This is a genomic window from Candidatus Paceibacterota bacterium, assembly GCA_035452965.1.
Taxonomy (GTDB): Bacteria; Verrucomicrobiota; Verrucomicrobiia; order Limisphaerales; family UBA8199; genus UBA8199.
In genome coordinates this window covers 106,271-125,011 of record DAOTCE010000014.1, presented here as the reverse complement: position 1 = coordinate 125,011, position 18,741 = coordinate 106,271, and the positions used below count along the sequence as shown (strand labels likewise).

The following is an 18,741-nucleotide window of genomic DNA, read 5'->3' as shown; positions in this document are numbered from 1 at the left end:
GCTTTCCGAGAGCCGCACCCCGCGTCGTTGTGAACAACTATGGAAACCGTATCAGCCCGGAGGGGGGCCGGTGTGGTTCCCATGGGGAGCGCTCCCCATGGGAACCACACCGGCACCTCTCTGCAATATCCCCGTGACACCCCCAGGTCCGAGGCGGTTTTGCTCTGGAGTGGCTTGAATGGCCGTTTGGAGGCGATTTAACGTGATACACTGGCTATCCGCCGAGAAGGGAGGCGGCTGGATCACGGATTTGGGTAGCCTACCGACTGGGCCAGCACTATCAACTGGTCCGGGCGTAGCCTGAGTTTCGCTGCGAGTCCCTTGCGATCTACGGAAGCGCGGGCGACGGTGGCAAGCCCCCCGGAGGCACAGTAGAGGTACGCATTCTGGGAGATATAGCCGACGTCCACGTAGGCGTAGTTGCGCTTCTCCTCCGGGGTAGCTTTACCCTTCTTCGCCAAGTCGGCGACAAAGACGAGGGTCACGGGCGCGTTGGTGGTGTAATCCTGGGTGCCGGCCAGCCTTCGGAGATCCTCTTCCACCACGAGGTTGAGCTTGTTGGCTATGGCATCATAAACGTAGCCCCCCTGCTTGAGAATCACGTAGATGTCAGTTTCCTGGTTGTTCTTGGCCGACGGAGCGGTGCGTTTACCGTCGACGCGGTTGGTGCCGAAGCAGGCCCAAAGCAAGGTGGAGAGCTGCTGAGGTGAAAGGTCCTTCGGGCCGAATTCCCTGGCTGAGGAGCGCCTGGCCAAGGCGTCCATGAGGGGCATGCCACCAGTTTTCTGAGGGGTGGGAAGGTTAATGTTCTGAGCACAGCCGGTGGTGAGGGTCAAAGTGGCAAGAAGCAGGCAGAGAAGCTGTGGAATGCGCGTGAGAGGTTGCATAGACAATGCGGATTAGAGGGAAGGAGGGACAAAGGGTCAAGGGGTTTCCACGCAAGAAGCTCGACGGGCCGCAAGATATTGCTGGTCATGCAAGGCAGGGCTGTGTATGCTGTGTCGCAGTAATGACCGCTTAGCGCCAATGAGACAGCGCCGGCAAATCTTCATAGCTTATGAACTCCAAGAAACTGCTAAACATTAGCTCTCTCTCCCTCATGGGCGCGTCCGCGGCTTGGGCCAGTGCGGATTACGGTCCGGCGGTGGATCGTATGATCACCGGTTGCACCAAGTGGTACACCACCGGCTATGGCCATAAGTTCTGCGTCGTGCATGACATGGAGGGATACTACCTGACGGGCACGTCGTACATCCGCCGCTGCGATATTTCGGTGAGTTGCCACTACACCGTGAACGGCTTGACGGATTACGCAGGCGATGCCGCACCGGGAGAAATTTCCCAACTGGTTTCCGAGGCCTACTATGCCTGGCACGCCACATGTTGGAACCGCTATTCGCTAGGAGTCGAGCACGAGGGGTTTGTGAGCAACCCGGCTTGGTATACCGAGCAGATGTATCAAGCCTCCGCGCTGCTGTACCGCCATTTCTGCGACAAGTTCGGGATTGCCAAGGACCGGAACCACATTGTGGGCCACGGGGAGAAGTCCAATGCCGCCTGGGCGGCCTGGGCGGAAGCAAATCTAGGCATTGACGCTCACTGCAATTCCCACACCGATCCGGGCCCGTACTGGAATTGGACGCACTACATGGCGCTGATTATCGGCGAGGTTAACAACGCCGCCGTCGCCGGCAGCAGTGTGCCGCCGACGGTGGTCGCCGGGCAGGCCTTTACCGCCACGATCACCATGAACAACAACGGGAGCAAGCCGTGGGCCAGTGGAGGTGGCACACCCCACAACCTGGGCTCGCAAAGTCCGCAGGATAACACGATCTGGGGCTTTAGCCGGGTCGCCTTGCCTTCCTCACCAATCAATCCGGGGGCGAACGCAACGTTCACCCTCAACGCGACCGCGCCTACAACCCCCGGAACCTATACCTTTGCCTGGAGAATGGTGCAGGACGGCGTGGAATGGTTCGGGCAAACCTTCAGCACGACCATCAGCGTGATCAGTGCCGGCCCAAACATTACGACCCAGCCGGCCAGCCAGACGGTCAACCCGGGCACGACGGTGCAATTCACCATCGCGGCCACCGGCACCGGCACGCTCACTTACCAGTGGCGCAAGGATGGCGTGAATCTGAGTAACGGAGGGAAGATCTCCGGGGCTACCTCGACCACACTGACCGTCAGCAGCGCGCAACAGACCGAGGTGGGCAACTACTCAGTCGCCGTCACCGACTCCCGTGGTACGATCACCAGCGTAAGCGCCGCGTTGTCCGTGAACGCGGTGATTGCCTTCTACGAAGATTTCGAATCCGCGGACCCGCTCTTCAACTGGGTAACATTTCCCAGCCCGGGTACTGCCTTAACCATCTCGACTGCGCAATACATGAGCGCAGGCCATAGCGCCCATGTGGCGATTTCCACCGACCGCATGTACCGCAGTCTGGGAGTCAGAGTAAATGGCCGCTTGCGGATTACTGCTTATGTTTATGACGGCACCCAAACCCGGTCTTTTGTGGACGTGCGCGGCTATAGCGGAGGAAGTGCCTTCAATGGCGGGTTGATCCAGCTATTCTGCGCCGGCAAGTACAATGGGGTTGACTTGCCGGGCGAGACTTACGACGGTTCCAAGTATCAAGGCCGGATCTGCCTCGACGCTTACCCTGCTAAATTCTTATGGTTCAACTTGAACGGGGCCGGCGCGCCGAGCCGCTCAACCGGTTGGCACAAGTTCGTCATCGAGCGCCGCGCCGACGGGACAACCGTTGACTTCTACGTGGATGACATCCTCTCCCGGACGATGACGGGCGCGACGCCCAGCAGCTTGGATACGGCGGCCATCGGCTCGGTGGCGGGCGGTTCGACTGCTGGCGAGTCCTGGATTGACAATGTGAAGGTCGAGTATTTCGACCTGCCGGCTATCACGACGCAGCCGGCAAGCCAGACGGTTGCCGCGGGAGGCGCCGCAACCTTCTCCGTTGCGACGGCCAACACCGTGACCGGCTACCAGTGGCACAAAAATGGCAACAACATCGCCGGCGCGACGACTTCAGTGCTCACACTCGACAATGTGCAGGGCAGCGATGCTGGCAGTTATGACGTCACGGTCAGCAACGGGGCCGGGCCGGTCATCAGCAGCGTTGCTTTGTTATCGGTTTCGCCAACGATCACCGTGCAACCCGCCAACAGCACCAACCTGCCGCTGAGCACGGCGTCCTTCACCGTCGTGGCTGGCGGACAAGGTCCGTTGTCATTCCAGTGGAGGCGAGACGGCACCAATCTCATCGACGGCGGCAACATCCAGGGAGCTATGAATTCCACTCTCTCAGTGCAAAGCGTGACTCCGCAGGACGCGGGCAGCTATTCAGTTGTCGTGAGCAACCCCGCCGGCAGTGCCACCAGCGCCGATGCCTTGCTCGTGCCGGTCCTGCTGCCTACCATCACCACCTCACCCGTCGGGCAAGCCGTTGCCGCGGGAACCGACGTCACCTTCACTGCTGACGCTGTCGGCACGCCGCCGTTGTTCTATCAGTGGACCTTGAACGGCGAAGACATCGCTGGTGCCACCGGCACCAGTTGCACCCGCATCAATGTGCAGTCGGGCGACGCTGGCAATTACTCCGTGGTTGTTAGCAATTCGGCTGGGACGGTGGCCAGCGGCGGAGCCGCTCTCACGGTTAACACGGGGCCCGTGCTATTGCCGATTACTGATCAGACCGTCACAGCCGGCCAGACTGTCTCCTTCACCGCGCAGGCCAACGACATTGACACCGATCAGGCCCTGACCTTCAGCCTCGGTCCCGGGGCGCCCGCTGCCGCCGAGATCGTCAGTACAAACGGAGCTTTCTCCTGGGTTACCACCGCCGCGGACGCCGGCACTACCAACCAGATCACCGTCCGCGTCAACGACAGCGGCAACCCGAGCTTGAGTGACACGACGACCTTCACGGCGATTGTACTCCCGGCACCCATCAGCATCTCTTTGGTGGTGTGCAACCAGGACCTTGCCATCGGCTGGAACTGCATCTCGGGGCAGACTTATCGGTTGGAATTCAAAGACGACTTGAGTGTCGCTGAATGGTCCAACCTGCCGCCTGATGTCCTGGCTACCGGACCGGATGCGTCCGTAACCGATCCCATGACCAATGCGCAGCGCTTCTACCGCGTCCGGCTGCTGCCTTAAGAGAACCGCACAGTTTCTTGCCAGTCAGAGCAACCCTTCCGCTCGGGAACGGGTGAGGCTAACGGGGCTTCTTGTGCTTCTGATCGGGCCTGGGATCCCGTGGCTAACGACTTGGCACTTCGTGATGGGCACGGCAACGGGCTTCGTATAGTTCCGCCGCGCCGACAATGACCACCGGGTCGTCGCGGCGCGCGGGTTTCCCATTCACCAGGCGCTGGCTCCGGCAGGCCAGACCGCCGCAGACCATACAGATGGCATGGAGCTTGTCCACCAGGTCGGCCTTGGCCATCAGCACTGGCATGGGGCCGAATGGCTCGCCGCGGAAGTCCGTGTCCAGCCCGGCGATGATCACGCGCACGCCGCGATCGGCTAACTGTTGCGCGAGGGGAATGATAGCGTCGTCAAAGAACTGCGCTTCATCAATGCCCACGACCGTGGTGGGGGTGTTCAGCCGCTCCAGGATCATGCGCGCATTGGGCACGGGCTGGGCGGCATACTCGCTGCCTGCGTGGGAGGTCACTTTTTCCAAGGCGAAGCGATTGTCAATGGCAGGTTTGAAGACCTGAACCTGCTGACGAGCAATAGTCGCGCGCCGCAAGCGGCGAATGAGTTCATCCGTCTTGCCGCAAAACATTGAGCCGGTGATGACTTCAATCGAGCCGGTGGTGTTCTTCATGTGCGGCCATTTGTAGCACCCCGGGTGACGCTGCTCAACGCCCAAGCAAGCCGTCGTTTGTGGGCGGGTATGAGCGTGTCAGTCTTGAGTCGAATGAAAACACCCCATAACGACTGCGACTACAGCGTGTTACCACATGAACATGAGGACCACGCCAGGGCACTTCCGGGATGACAGCAGCACAACGCCGTTCGCACTGGCTGGCAATCGCGGTTAGTGGATTGGTTGCGGCATACCGACATCGGAACACAGCTTGGTCGCCGCCTCCGGGCTGGCCCATTTCACCAGGGCCAGAAAGTTGAGCAGGGTTGGACTGTCAGGTTTCGCATGGAACATGGTCCGCAGGCTATTGACGACCTTCTGATACGTGTCCGAGTACTTTTCATGTGTGAGACGCGTCACGTAGGTTTCCATCATTGTGCGCGCGATGGGATCGGTCTTTCCGTCCGCGCGAAACGGCAATTGGCAGCAAATTCGGATTAACGACATGGGGTCGGCATCAGTGAGCGTGATCCAGCTCTGGCGGAGCTCATCGGCATTATACTTCGCGTGCAAACGGTCTCGCAGCACACTGGCAACGGCCGCCGCGTCTGTTCGCTTCACGATGAGCTCCTTGATCTTGGCCCACGCCAATTGGCGTTCCGTCTCCGGCGCCAGCGCGTACTGCCCGCGCGTTTCCTCCTCCAGACCTTTCAATCCCAACTCTGCTCCAACCGCTTTGCCGAGGGCCTCGGCGTCAGCCTTTGGAATCCGATCACATGTCAGGATGGTCTTGGCCACCTGGCGCTGCACTTCGGGGCCTAACAGCCGCAGGAGCGCTGCCAACGCCTGGGGCGTCGGTGGCTTCCCCGGCGGCGATGGAATTAGATGGCGCACGAACTCGGTCAGAACCCGCGGCAGATCATCCACCCGGTCGCCGCGCAACTGCAGTACGTATTTGAGCGTCTTCCGGACTCCGCCGCTCTTGCCGACGTTGTTGACAATCATGAGCCGATGGTCAGGGCTGACGACGAAGGCCAACAAGGTCTCGACTTGCTGGATCAGCTTCTCATCCAACAGCGCCTGAGGGCCGGCGACTCCCAGCTGCTCCACCAAAGCCGGCAAGCGCTGCGCAAAAACCACGTCCGGCGGTACCGTGTCCTGGTGTTCGTAGTAGTGAAGCAGCTCGATAACAAACGACAGCCGCTGGAAGGCGCTCTTCTGCGCGCGGGCCTGGTCCGTGGAGGCTTTGCTCTTCTGAATCTGGTGGAATAGCGCCTCCAGGCGCGGTCGCTTGTTTGGCAACAGGGTGGCCTGTTGTTGAAACAGGGCTTCAAAATCGTCCCGAAAGGCCAGCACGATTTCCTCGGGCTTAGGGCGCGGGTTGAGCTTTGGATCGGTGGTCATATCCTTGAAGCAGATTAAGGCCTCTTCACCGAACTCCCGGATCACCCGCTCCCGTGGCACCTGGCCTTTGGCGAAGCAACGGCTGGCCCGCACCATCCGCGGCGAGAAGGCCAGTTCCGGGTCGGCGCTCACCGACTCCAGCAATTCCCGCTCCAGGGGCGGATCGAGCCTGGTCAGTTCCTCGGTCGTCTGTTTGAGCGCAGCCAGGAGATCACGCTTTGCCTGGTCCAGGGTCTTCAGTATCTCGGGCTGCGGCAAGTCCCCCTCGGCCGTGCCTTTGGTTAAGCCCGCCAGCACCTGGCTGACATTGGTGTTGTGCTCGACCAGCTTCGAGACGATCACTCCGACATCATTGAGCGGCAGCTTGCTCACCAGTGTGGTCAGAATGAGCACCAGCTCGCTATGCGATTTCTGCCGATGGTCAATCGCGCGCTCCAGCAAAGCGCGCAGCGTCTTGTTCTCCTGTTCCAGCGCCCCACGGACGGCTTCCAGCTGCTCCACCCTCAGTTTCAGCTCCATCCAGTCCTTCTGAATGTCCTCGATCGGAGCTGGCGAGGTGCCTGCCTGTTGCTGTTCATCCAACGCAATCACAAGCCTACTCTAATGGAATTCAAGGGCCGCTTCAACACTGGCTTTGCTCCGCAATCTCTTTGGCCGGCAGTGTCGGAGTAAGAGTGAAACAATTCGCGGTTCGACAACAGCGGCAGGGGTGACTACGGTTGAGGAATGTCACGCGAGTATGTGCTGCAACCGTTCCGGGCGCCGGTCCACTTGCAGATTGACTACGCGCGCGAACTAAACGCGCAACAGTACGCCGCGGTGACGGCGCCACCGGGACCCGCACTAGTGATCGCGGGAGCCGGTTCCGGCAAGACCCGGACACTGACCTACCGCGTGGCCTATCTGTTGGAGCAGGGGATTTCGCCCGAGCGCGTGCTGCTGCTGACTTTCACCAACAAGGCGGCCAAGGAAATGATGCGGCGGGTGGCGGACTTGCTGGGGCAGGAGCTGGCTTCGCTGTGGGGCGGGACCTTTCATTCGATAGGTAACCGCGTGCTGCGCCGGCACGCAGAGCTCCTGGGTTACCAGCGGGACTTCAGCATCATGGACCGCGAGGACGCCAAGCACCTGATCACCACTTGCGTGGCGGAGTCGGACGTGGATATCAAGGCGACCCGGTTCCCGAAGGCCGAAGTGTTGGGCGATATCTTCTCGCTGGCCGTCAATACACACCAAACTACCGCGGAGGTGCTGAGTCGCCATTACGGCTACTTCGAGCAGCTTGCGGCTCAGATTACGGGCATCCAGCAGCGTTACGCGGCGCGGAAGCGGGCCACCAACGCGATGGACTTCGACGACCTGCTGTCGCTCTGGCTTAGGCTCATGCAGGAGCAAGAGGAGGTGCGCGAACAGTACCAGCGCCGGTTCCAGTTCATCCTGGTGGACGAATACCAGGACACCAACAAGCTGCAAAGCGATCTGATCGACCTGCTGGCGGCGCGGCACCAGAATGTGATGGTGGTGGGGGATGACGCGCAAAGCATCTACGCCTGGCGCGGCGCCAATTTCCAGAACATCCTGAAGTTCCCGGATCGCTATCCGGGAGCAAAGGTCTACAAGATTGAGACCAACTACCGCAGCACGCCGGAGATATTGCAGGTGGCCAACGCGGCGATCACCGCCAACGTGCAACAGTTCGCCAAGGAACTCGCGCCGGCACGCCCGGCTGGACCGAGGCCGATAACGGTGGTATGCAGCGACGCGGCGGAACAGGCAGCATTCGTCGCGCAGCGTGTGCTGGAACTGCGCGAAGAAGGGGGAGACTTAAATAGGATGGCGGTGTTGTATCGCTCGCATTTCCACGCGCTGGAGCTGCAACTCGAACTGACCCGCCGCAACATCCCCTTCAGCATCACCAGCGGCATCCGCTTCTTCGAGCAGGCGCACATCAAGGATGCGACGGCTTACCTGAAGCTGGCGGCCAACCCGCGCGACGAGCTTTCATTCAAACGGCTGGCGCAGTTGTTGCCAGGCATCGGCGGCAGGGGCGCGGCCAGGCTGTGGCAGGCGTTTGCCGCACAGACGGAAGGGGAGTCGCGATATCCGGAATCAGAAAGCCAACGGCCAAAGGAAATCCGCAGCCTGCGAGCCGTTCCGAAAGCTGAACCCTCGCTCCCCACCGTTGACGCGTCCTCACTCACGCAAGCCGCAGCAAACCCCACACAACCCGCCTCGCCGTCTTTCCTTGCCAAGCGGCTGCAGATCTGTGCCGCCGTCGTGCCGAAGAAGGCGGCTGCGGCCTGGACGCAGTTTGTGGCAACCATCGCCCAATTGGAGGCGGCAGAAGTTCGCCGCAACGCCTCTCGGATGATCGGGTTGGTGATTGAGGCCGGTTATGAGGACTACCTCAAGGAGAACTATGCGAACTACCGCTCGCGGCTGGAAGACCTTGAGCAGTTGGCCGTCTTCGCGCGGCAATTCTCCACGCTGGAGGACTTTCTCACCCAGCTTGCGCTACTGACGAACCTTGAAGCGGAAGACGAACAACCGGCGGCAGCCGACGATGAACGGTTGCGGCTTTCGACGATTCACCAGGCCAAGGGGCTGGAGTTTGACGTGGTGTTCGTGATCATGCTCTGCGACGGGTTGTTCCCTTCCGATCGGTCCTTGGACACACAAGAGGGCGAAGAGGAAGAGCGCCGGCTGATGTATGTGGCCATCACCCGCGCACGAAACGAACTTTACCTGAGCTACCCGCTGATTCGCGCCGGCCGTGGCGGCAGCGGGGACATGCTCCAGGAGCCGTCCCGCTTCCTGGATGAAATCCCAAAGGCGCTCGTCGAGGAGTGGAATTTGCGGCCGTTCAACCCCTATGTCCAATGAGGCGCTTCGCCTGCGAGGGATTGCCCTGCGTCCCGATGACCCAAACCATCGCCTGCGCGCTGAGGACGCGAGTTTCCCACTGGAGACGTTCGGCGCTCCACTTCACCGGGGAATAGCCGCACCTGCCGCCTCTGGTCAGCATTCTGAACCTTCACCCCGGACGTTCTGCCCCTGCTGGATTCGCAGTCTCAGTCACGCTTGTTGCCTTAAGCGACTCTCTCAGGTCGGACCTGGCGGTTCGGGCTGATGCTGGGTAGCCTCGGCTGCTGTTTTCAGCGCCGCGGCGACAACATCCAGCAGTTTTTGCTTGGTGAACGGCTTGGGCAGGAAAGTGTACGCGCCGACTTCAGCGGCACTCTCGATGATGTTGCCCGGGTCCAGCCCGGAAACCACGATAATCGCGGGTTTCAACTTGCTGACGCCCATCCGCCGCAACCAGGTAGCCACGCTGAATCCGTCCCAGGAATCACTGGGCGAATTCTTGGCCAGTTGGATGTCCAAGGTAACCAAGTCCGGCTCGTGTTCCCGAGCGCTTGCAACCGCGGTGGCGCCATCGTAGGCCGTTGCGACTTCGTAGCCTGCGGACCTTAGAGTGTCCGCGATCAGCTTCTGCGTGACTTTGTCATCTTCGACTACCAGTACTTTTTTGGCCATCATGAGTTCAGTACGTTCGCACACTATTGCGGCTAGTGTGGGTCAAGAGGACGCCAAACGTCAAGCCCACATCGGACTCGCCCAGTAGTTAACCATCTCTCATCGAAACCTACTTTGCGGACCGATGTGACCCGCGCAAGCAGGCACCCGTGCATATGAGGGCAGGATGGATGAGTAAGCGGCCTCGTCACAGCGCTTCTGTCCTTCGACCTCTCCCTGCAAGAATTCGGGATGGAACAGATTGACGCGGAGAATACCGCCCTGCGAGGGCTTCCCATGCATGAATATGGAGGCGGACAACTATATCCGCGCTCCATTCGTGTACAGAGGTTTGGGCGCGGATTATCTCCGGTCGGGCCGACCGTGCCGTCCGCCGCGGTCCCGCCGCGGTCCGCGGTCGCCCCCTCGGCGCTCGCCACGCTCGCCACCACGGTAGTCGCCGCGGTCGCCGCGCGGCTCGCCGCCTTCACGAGGTTGGCCCTGATCGGCCCCCTCGGCGGGCTGGTCGCCCTGGTCGGTTGGGGCACCCTCGGCGGGGGCGCCGCCCATTTGCTGGTCGCGTTCCGCCATGGCAGCCCGGCGGGATAGCCGCACGCGGCCCTTTTCATCCACGCCGAGGCATTTGACCCAGATTTCGTCGCCGAGTTTGACAATGTCTTCAGTCTGTTTGACACGGAAGTTGGCCAGCTCGCTGATGTGCACCAGGCCATCCTTACCCGGCAGAAATTCAACAAACGCGCCAAACTCTTTGATGGTGACGACCTTGCCGCGGTAGATCTTGTTGATTTCGGCTTCGGCGGTCATGCCCGTAATGGCATCAACGGCAATCTTCATCCCCTCGGCGGAGACTGAGTAGATGTTGACGGTGCCATCGTCATCAATGTTGATTTCACAACCAGATTCCTCGACGAGCTTCTTGATGTTCTTGCCGCCGGGGCCGATGAGCAGGCCGATTTTCTCAGGGTTGATCTTCACCGTCGTGATGCGCGGCGCATACTTGCTGATCTCCGAGCGCGGGGCGGACAGGGTCTTGGCCATCTCCGCCAGCACGTGCAATCGCGCCACGCGCGCCTTTTCCACCGCCTCGGCCATAATGCTATGCGGAATGCCCGGCAGCTTGAGGTCAAGCTGGAAGCCAGTAATGCCTTTCTCGGTGCCGGCGATCTTGCAGTCCATGTCGCAGAATGCGTCTTCCCAGCCGATGATGTCGGTCAGCAGCTTGTAGCTCGCGATCTTGTTCTGGGCATCATGCTCGGTGCATAGGCCGATGCTGACACCGCCCACTGGTCGGATCATCGGCACACCTGCGTCCATGAGCGCCAGGCAGCCGCCGCACACCGTCGCCATCGAGGAGGAGCCGTTGGACTCCATGATCTCGGCGGTGATGCGGACAGAATAGGGGTAAGTCGCTACCGGGACCATGGGTTCAAGCGAGCGTTCGGCCAGGGCGCCGTGCCCGATCTCCCTCCTGCCCGGACCGCTGATGCGCCCGGTCTCGCCGACGGAGAAGTTCGGGAAATTGTAGTGCAGGATGAATTTCTTCTCAGTCGCGCCGCCGGTGTAGGCATCGAATTCCTGAGCATCCTCGCCCGTGCCGAGCGTACACAGCGTCATGGCTTGGGTTTCGCCGCGCTGGAACATGGCGGAGCCGTGCGCTCGCGGCAGCATGCCAACCTCGCTGACGATGGGCCGGACCGTCTCAAAGTCGCGGCCATCCAGGCGCTTGCCCTGGTTCATAATCAGGCCGCGAACCGCCTCCTTCTGGATATAGTAGAACGCGTCCTTAAGCACAAACTCGGTCACCTTCTCCTCGCCAAACTTCTCGACGAGTTTCTTGCCGACCTCCTCGGTGATAGCCGCAACCGCCCCTTCGCGAGCGAGTTTGCCGGGCGTGAGCAGGGCGGTGATGATCCGGTCGCCCGCCAACGATTTGGCTTCCTTGAGGATATCGTCGGGAACTACGTTGAGAGTGATCTGGCGCTTGGGCTTGCCGGCGCGAGCCGCCAATTCCTTTTGGGCTGCGATAGCCGGCTGGATTGCCTCCTGCCCAAACTTGAGGGCCGCGTTGAAGTCCGCCTCGCTGATTTCCTTGGCCGAGCCCTCATACATTACGAGGTCCGATTCATTGCCGACGTAGACCAAGTCCAGGTCGCTTTCGAGCATCTGGCTGTGAGTGGGATTGGCGACAAACTGACCGCCAACGCGCCCGACCCGCACCCCGCCCAACGGGCCGGCCCAGGGAATGTCGCTGACCATCAGGGCGGCAGATGCCCCCAGGACCGCCAACATATCGGGGTCGTTTTCGCCGTCGGCGCTCAGGACGATGCATTGGACCTGGACTTCGTTATACCATCCCTTGGGAAACAGCGGCCGAATGGGCCGGTCAATGAGGCGAGAGGTAAGGATCTCCTTTTCCGTCGGGCGACCTTCGCGCTTGAAGTAGCCGCCGGGGAATTTGCCAGCCGATGCCGCCTTTTCGCGATAATCCACCGTTAGCGGAAAGAACTCCTGGCCTGGTTTGGCCTTGGTAGCAGCGACCGCCGCGACGATGACAATGGTCTCGCCCAGTTGAACAGTTACAGCACCGTCGGCTTGTTTGGCGAGTTTTCCGGTTTCAACAATGAGTTGCTTGTCCCCCACGAGGACTGTGGCTTTTTCTGACATAATACTCTACCCCCCCATTGCCACCGAGGAACTTCAGTGAATCCCGAAATCGTTCGGGACTGAACGAAATTACCCAGGGCAACGGAGCTTTCTCATACGCGTTGGTTTAAACAACTAACCGGGCTGTTCGCGTTTACCAGTCCAGTTAGATCAGGACGTCCGGCCCAGACCTCCACTTCAACAGCTTCGGAAGGGCAGGCAGCCGGGCGGGCGCTTACTTGCGCAACTTGAGCTTCTTGGTAACGGCCTGGTAGCGGTTTGCGTCCACGGTATGCAGGTAATCCAGCAAGCGGCGCCGCTTGCCGACCATCATCAGCAGCCCGCGGCGGGAGCCGTGGTCCTTGTTGTTCTTTTGCAGGTGCTCGGTCAGGTGGTTGATGCGTTGCGTGAGCAACGCGATTTGCACATCCGCCGAGCCGGTATCCTGCTCATGCAGCCTGAAACCATCAATCGTTTTCGCCTTCGCTTCCATACTTTCGAATCCAACCAGTCAATCCTTCATTCAATATAGCTAAGTCATTGTAGATACTCTGGCAGACAGTGTAAAGGGGTATTACATACGAAGGCAAAATCTCCCGGCAGCTACCAATAGCGGGGGATTAGACCGCCGCTGCCATTGTTTGCTGGAAGCGGCGCAGAGGGTAGGTGCGCGGGCCCGCGCGGCCGGATGTGCGCGATCCTAATAGGCCCCAGGAATGACGAATTCCTTTTGGTGGAGCTGCCTGTCTTCGGGTTCGGTCGGTTTGATCAACAGGAAGCCCAGATTCTCCTTAATCCAGGGCCCGGTGAGCGACTTGTCGAAGACGGTCGCCTGCACGGTGTGGAGTGTGGGAAAGAAATTGCTGCCGTACAAGTCATTCTGGAACTTCTCCATCGCCCTTACTTCGGTGGGGCTGAAGTAGCGGGCGTTCAAGAGCGCCAGCACAGCCAGCAGGATACAGCTAAACCGCACCAAACCCGAGCCCATGCCTAAGTAGTACTCGGCACGTCCGAAAACATCGCTGCCCAGCAATTTCCCTCCCAACGCGCGTTTTATCCCGATAAACAACATCACTACCAGCAGCGCCCCGATTACGTAGGCGAGCAGGTAACAGGTCAGTTGACCAAACAGGCTGGTGAATTCCCCAATGAGCTGCGCGCCAGGTTGGTAGAGGAACGCACAGCCGAAGACAATTCCCAGCCATGTCAGCAGGCTCAGCAGCTCTTCCGACATCCCATGCTTGCGGCCCCGGTAAATGCCCGTCATCAGCACGACGATTAGCACCAAATCAAAGAAGTTTATTGGCAATTGATCAATACTCATGCGTTTGTCCTGTCACACGCATCCCTTCGGGAATGCTATATTTTAGGACGTTGGCAGCCAGTTTTGTGCCATAAAACCGGCCGGAATAGGTGCATTTAACGAGTAGCCGCCCCGGTGCGACAACGCTGTGACACCCGTTATAGCCCGGTGTGGTTCCCATGGGGGCCGACCCCCATGGGAACCACACCGTAGTCCCTCCGGATTGACACCGTCCCAACGCCTTTGCTGGCTTGGGTATGGGGTGCCTCAGGCTTGGGGGGCGGGCGGAGCCGGCAGCGGGGCGGCAGATGGCGGGTTTGGCCGGGTACACCCGGCTTACGACGCGTGTCTTGAGCCCACCAGCCCCTGGCCCCGATTCTAGCCGATACTGACCAGGTTGGATTCTGCGTTGTGGGCGGGCATTACGTGGATTTGCGAAATCACGCACTAAGGCGGATTCGCTGCCAACCAGAAGTTAATTGCGCTCGCCTGCGGATGACGCGGGTCGACCTCCAACACTTTGAGGTAGTGCTGACGCGCTTTGGCCGGTTGCTGCAATTGCTGGGCATAGAGATTCCCCAACGCCAGGTGGGCCCGCACTTCGTTTGGGTGCTTGGCCAGGATTCTGTCCAACTCGACAACGGCATCGCTCAAGTGGTTCGCCTGCTTGAGCACCAGTGCAAAGTTATAACGCGCGTCGAGCGATGCCGGCTGAACGGCCAGTGCATTTTCATAGGCCGACAGGGCCAGCGGTAGGTTACCTGCCTGGGTAGCGGCCAGCCCAAGATTGTAATGCGCTTCGAAGAAAGTCGGGTCCTTCTGTACCGCTGCACGATAAGCTTGTATGGCCTCTGGCAACCGGTGCGCCTGGGACAACTGAACTCCCTGGGCAAAAAGTCGCTCAGCCGCCGAACGATTACCCGGTGCGGGTGGGGTTGGTGTCCTATAGCCATAGCGAGCGGACGGGTCGCCCGGAGCAACCGCTGCGTGGCTGGCGGCTGCCGGCTCGGTTGCGGTAGTCCCTCTGCTAACCGATTCACTCCCAGCAGCGCTGGACGCAGATCCCAGCGGCGTCGGCCGCACGGGGGTGTTATCCCCGCTGCGAAGGAGGTTCAAGGGATTGATGCGCCCGAAGAAGCCACGCTTGGCAACTCTTGTGCCGGCTGTCCCCGTTGCCGGTGAAGTGGCAGAGAGGGGCGCGGCAGTCGAAGCCTGCGTTGGGCTCGGGGCAACGGCAACCTCTTGCCCCGGTCTCAGGGCCGGCTCCTCTGGAATCCTGACAACCTCCACATTGGACGGTGCTGTGGTCACGACGGCAGGGGCGGGCTTGGGCATATTGGTCGCGGCCCGTTTCGGTACATTGACTGCCGCCGGCTTAGGCACATCGGAGGCTGGCACGGGCTTGGGTGTGCTGGAGATCCGGGCCACATTGGTCGCGACCGGTTTGGAAGGCGTTGTGACTGCCTTGGACTGGGTGGGGCCATTCGTTGCCACGCGCCGCGAGGGGGGGGTGAGTTCCTGTTCAAGCTGCCGCACGGTCGCCGCCAGCGCGTCGGCATTGGCGGGCGGTGGCATGAGCGCGAGGTACTCCCGGTACTTTTGCAGCGCCAACCGATGATCGCGCAGATGCTGGTGCGCCACGATTGCCAGGTTCAACAAGGCGGGACGGTAATCCGTCCGCTGCTTCAACGCGGCCTCGAAGCACCGCGCCGCTTCGCCCGCCCTCCCGCTCCCAAGCCGGGCCAGGCCAAGCCCATTGAGCGCTTCCGGATTTTGCGGACTGAGGCGGAGTGCCTCGTTGAAGCTCTTCTCTGCGGCGCCGGGCTCGCGCGTGCGCAACTGCGCGGCACCCAGTTTCAAAAAGCCTTGCACGGCATTCGGCCGGCGCAGCGTGTAGGCCGTGAATTCGGCCTTCGCCACCTCGGGTTTGTTCTGGCCCAGCCAAAGGCATCCCAGATTGAAGCGCGCTTCACTCAAATCGTGGTTCAATGTCAGCGCCCGCTGGTAGGCTCGCTGTGCCTCGGCAACCTCGCCCGCATGATGGTAAGCCAGCCCCAGATCATTCCACGCCTGAGCGTTGGTGCCGCCCAGCAGAACGGTCGCCGCCTTCAGCTTCTCAATTGCCCGCGGATAGTCACCTTCCGCGATAAGGCGTTGGCCCTCGAGCAAAGCGCGCGGGCCTGAAGGAGTGCACCCAGCCAGCAGGAGCAACATTGCAGCAAGCGTCGCCAATTTGAAAAAGTTCAACACACTGGTCTCCCGTGTGCCGGCGTCCCCGCTTCCCGCCCGATTTTTGATGGTCAGCATGCGCGGGGGTGGTAACATCCGCGCTCTGAAGTGTCAAGAAACGCACCATTCAGACGCAGCCAAGTTCCGGCGTCAGCCGCCGCCTGTCAGGTTTCAGGGTTGGTGCTGGTGTCGCTTCTTGCCGTGCTCCCCCACTGCAGCCTTTGGTCGGCCCAGGAGCCGGCCCCTTTCTCCCCCGGCGCGTCCCCCGCGCGCGCCCGTGTTGTTATAGCGCAAGATCCCGAGGCCACTGACGCCTTCCGGCCTCGCCTGAAGAAAGTCCGGCCATTAGTTGACCGAGCCATTACCAACCTCACCCGCCAAACCACCGTTCCGGAAGCCTGGCGCAGCTTGGTCTCGACCCAGGACGTCGTTGGAATCAAAGTCTTCTCGGCCCCCGGACCGAACAGCGGCACTCGCCCATCCGTGGTGGCGGCAGTGGTCGAGGGGCTTTTGGAGGCGGGTCTGCCGCCCAGGAATATCATCGTTTGGGACCGCCAAGTCTCGGACCTCCGGCTCGCAGGCTTTTCGTCGCTCTCCGAACGCTACGGCATTCGCCTCGCCGGCAGCGCGCAAGCGGGCTGGGATCCCGAAACTTTCTACGATCCGGACAGCCCCATCCTCGGCAACCTCGTTTGGGGCGACCTGGAATTCGGCCAGAAGGGCAACGGCATCGGCCGCAAGTCCTTTGTCTCCCGGCTTCTCACCCGCCAGATCACCAAGCTCATCAACATCACTCCGCTCCTTAACCACAACATCGTGGGGGTATCCGGCAGCCTCTACAGCCTGGCGACAGGCAGCGTGGACAACCTGATTCGTTTCGAGTCCAATGCGCAGACCCTGGCCATCGCCATTCCTGAGATCTACGGCTTGCCCGCCCTGAGCGACCGCGTCGTCCTAAACATTACCGATGCCCTCATTTGCCAGTATGAAGGCGGCGAACGTAGCTTGCTTCACTATTCCGCAGTGCTGAACCAGCTTCGCTTCAGCCTCGACCCCGTTGCCCTCGACGTGTTGTCTATCCAGGAACTCGATCGCCAGCGACAGGTGGCCCGCGCGCCGGCAGTCAAACCCAACCTTCAGCTTTACAGCAACGCCGCCCTCCTCCAATTGGGTGTGGACGACCCCAAACGCATCCAGGTGGACAACGTGCCGTAAGCAGAACCAACTGCACCGGGCCTCTTTCACTCATTACCTCCGCGCGGCTCCTCTCACTCGCGCATCGCTAGCGATTTGGATTGACCTGCTAAGGCGCGCACACCGCGCGATAGAAACGCTGCGGACTCCCGCCCGCTTCCCGACCGCAAACGTAGGCGTACGGTGAGAACGGCACGTTGGTAATCACCGTCAGCAACTTCCACACCGCTGGCGCGAGGGAATCCGTGTATTCCACACCCACATTCGCGCCCACCGGACAATCAATGATCATCACCGGGTGAAGCGGGGAATCCAATGCGTTTCCCTTGGACTCTGAAGCAGAGGTCGTTCCGGCGCCACCGGTACTGGTCGCAGGCGCGGGCTTAGCCTCGGATGGTCCTCCCGCCACCAGCGCCGGTGCGTCGCGCGTCATTCGAATTGTCACCACGATCCCGTTCGTGGCCACGTCCGGGCGCCGGAACCACAGCCACGGATCATCCGGCAACCGACGCCAACCCTCCTTGATCACCGCGAAGTAGATGCAGGCGCTTTCATACCTTGGGTACCTGACTGTGCCCATCCCCTCCGCCCCGGTGTAAAGCGGCGCCGTGACGGTCGCGGACGGGCTTCCCGCCACACTGATGTTTGGCACGACCAACACCCCTTCGATCGGCTGGTCTGCTTCGTTAATGAGCCGCACCGTAAGCGCCCCGTCGAACGCCCGCTCCGGCCGGTCGAGCGGAACCGGTGGCGTCACCGGCCGAGTAGGATCGGTGCCGGCGACCGTAGCCGCCGCCACGTCATAAGAGGCCACTTTCCCGGCCGACAAAAAATCAATCGTCAGCACCTCCTTGCCCGGAAAGGGATTCACCAGCCGCGTCTTCGACATGCGTGTCGTGGACTTGAAACGGGCCACGCCCGGCCCTCGCCAGACGACCTTTGTGTTGGGGTCGGAGTAGATTTCCTTCTCCTCGGACTGCAGACGTTGCCAGTCGCGCACCTGGCCGCCGTAGGTAATGGGAAACACGTGCCGGGTGCCGTCCGCATAGTTGAGACGCACCGTGGCGACCGTCTCACCTTCCCGATCGGTGAACTGCGTCGCATGGAGAAGGTGCAGCTCGTTGAAGGCGCGCCCCACCTTGACACCAATAATGTCGGGATAGGCGGAAACGGGCCGTTGCCGCTGGTTGGCCAGCGCCCGTCCGTAAAGGCAGGCCCGCCCGTCAACCTGGAATGGCAAGCCATCAAATACCTGCCGGCCGGAGACTGTCACCAGCTCCGCATTCGTGCGATCGGGGGTAACAAACCGCTCCCAGAAGAACGGCGAAAGATCCAGGATGAGCGGCTGCGGCTTGACGGGCCGGTTGCCAATCGCCGGCAATGCACCTGGAGCAGCAGGGCAGAGGCCGGCAGGCAGAACAAGTGCCGCCACGCAGGCCGCAAGAAGTTCAGGTCTCATAGCTTGTTATCGAACCAGAAGAACCCGCTCATTATTTACCGGCGGCAACGCCAGTATGGCGGACATCCGAACTGGCATCCAGCCAGGAATCCCGGCCGGTAGTTCTATTCGGACGATTGGCCGAC

At 60.9% G+C, this 18,741-nt stretch carries 12 protein-coding genes; 3 read left to right on the top strand and 9 right to left on the bottom strand.

The window, feature by feature from the left end:
- Positions 1-242 precede the first annotated feature (242 nt).
- Entirely contained in the window at positions 243-773 is a 531-nt protein-coding gene (locus tag P5205_12655; GenBank protein ID HSA11210.1) for a nitroreductase family protein, read from the bottom strand.
- A gap of 284 nt (positions 774-1,057) precedes the next feature.
- Between P5205_12655 and P5205_12650 the strand changes: the two genes are divergently transcribed.
- On the top strand, positions 1,058-4,189 hold the full coding sequence (locus tag P5205_12650) for an immunoglobulin domain-containing protein (GenBank protein HSA11209.1): 3,132 nt from the start codon (positions 1,058-1,060) through the stop codon (positions 4,187-4,189).
- Between the two features lie 103 nt (positions 4,190-4,292).
- Here the strand turns inward: P5205_12650 and P5205_12645 are convergent, their stop codons facing one another.
- Both P5205_12645 and P5205_12640 read right to left on the bottom strand, forming a co-directional pair.
- Positions 4,293-4,865 carry a thymidine kinase gene (locus tag P5205_12645; GenBank protein HSA11208.1) on the bottom strand — a complete coding sequence of 191 codons (573 nt, stop codon included), beginning with the start codon at positions 4,863-4,865 and terminating at the stop codon, positions 4,293-4,295.
- Between the two features lie 213 nt (positions 4,866-5,078).
- Positions 5,079-6,842, bottom strand: coding sequence for a hypothetical protein (locus tag P5205_12640; GenBank protein HSA11207.1), 1,764 nt, complete (start codon positions 6,840-6,842; stop codon positions 5,079-5,081).
- Positions 6,843-6,977: 135 nt separating this feature from the next.
- On the opposite strand from P5205_12640, the gene P5205_12635 reads away from it, so the two are divergent.
- A complete protein-coding gene (locus P5205_12635) occupies positions 6,978-9,134 on the top strand; it encodes an ATP-dependent helicase (GenBank protein ID HSA11206.1) in 2,157 nt (718 codons plus the stop codon).
- A gap of 219 nt (positions 9,135-9,353) precedes the next feature.
- Here P5205_12635 and P5205_12630 read toward each other — a convergent pair whose 3' ends face one another.
- The 5 genes from P5205_12630 to P5205_12610 all read right to left on the bottom strand — a co-directional run bounded on the left by P5205_12630 (position 9,354) and on the right by P5205_12610 (position 16,041).
- Positions 9,354-9,791, bottom strand: a complete 438-nt coding sequence (locus P5205_12630) for a response regulator (GenBank protein HSA11205.1) — start codon at positions 9,789-9,791, stop codon at positions 9,354-9,356.
- A 339-nt stretch (positions 9,792-10,130) separates the two neighbouring features.
- On the bottom strand, positions 10,131-12,452 hold the full coding sequence (gene pnp, locus P5205_12625) for a polyribonucleotide nucleotidyltransferase (protein HSA11204.1): 2,322 nt from the start codon (positions 12,450-12,452) through the stop codon (positions 10,131-10,133).
- Positions 12,453-12,666: 214 nt separating this feature from the next.
- Complete coding sequence (gene rpsO / locus P5205_12620) at positions 12,667-12,924, bottom strand: 30S ribosomal protein S15 (GenBank protein HSA11203.1); 258 nt, start codon at positions 12,922-12,924, stop codon at positions 12,667-12,669.
- A gap of 207 nt (positions 12,925-13,131) precedes the next feature.
- Positions 13,132-13,755 carry a CvpA family protein gene (locus P5205_12615; protein HSA11202.1) on the bottom strand — a complete coding sequence of 208 codons (624 nt, stop codon included), beginning with the start codon at positions 13,753-13,755 and terminating at the stop codon, positions 13,132-13,134.
- Between the two features lie 426 nt (positions 13,756-14,181).
- Complete coding sequence (locus tag P5205_12610) at positions 14,182-16,041, bottom strand: tetratricopeptide repeat protein (protein ID HSA11201.1); 1,860 nt, start codon at positions 16,039-16,041, stop codon at positions 14,182-14,184.
- 123 nt (positions 16,042-16,164) lie between these two features.
- Between P5205_12610 and P5205_12605 the strand changes: the two genes are divergently transcribed.
- Positions 16,165-17,178, top strand: a complete 1,014-nt coding sequence (locus P5205_12605; protein ID HSA11200.1) for a DUF362 domain-containing protein — start codon at positions 16,165-16,167, stop codon at positions 17,176-17,178.
- 88 nt (positions 17,179-17,266) lie between these two features.
- On the opposite strand, the gene P5205_12600 is transcribed toward P5205_12605, so the two are convergent.
- Positions 17,267-18,616, bottom strand: a complete 1,350-nt coding sequence (locus P5205_12600) for a hypothetical protein (protein ID HSA11199.1) — start codon at positions 18,614-18,616, stop codon at positions 17,267-17,269.
- Positions 18,617-18,741: the final 125 nt, after the last annotated feature.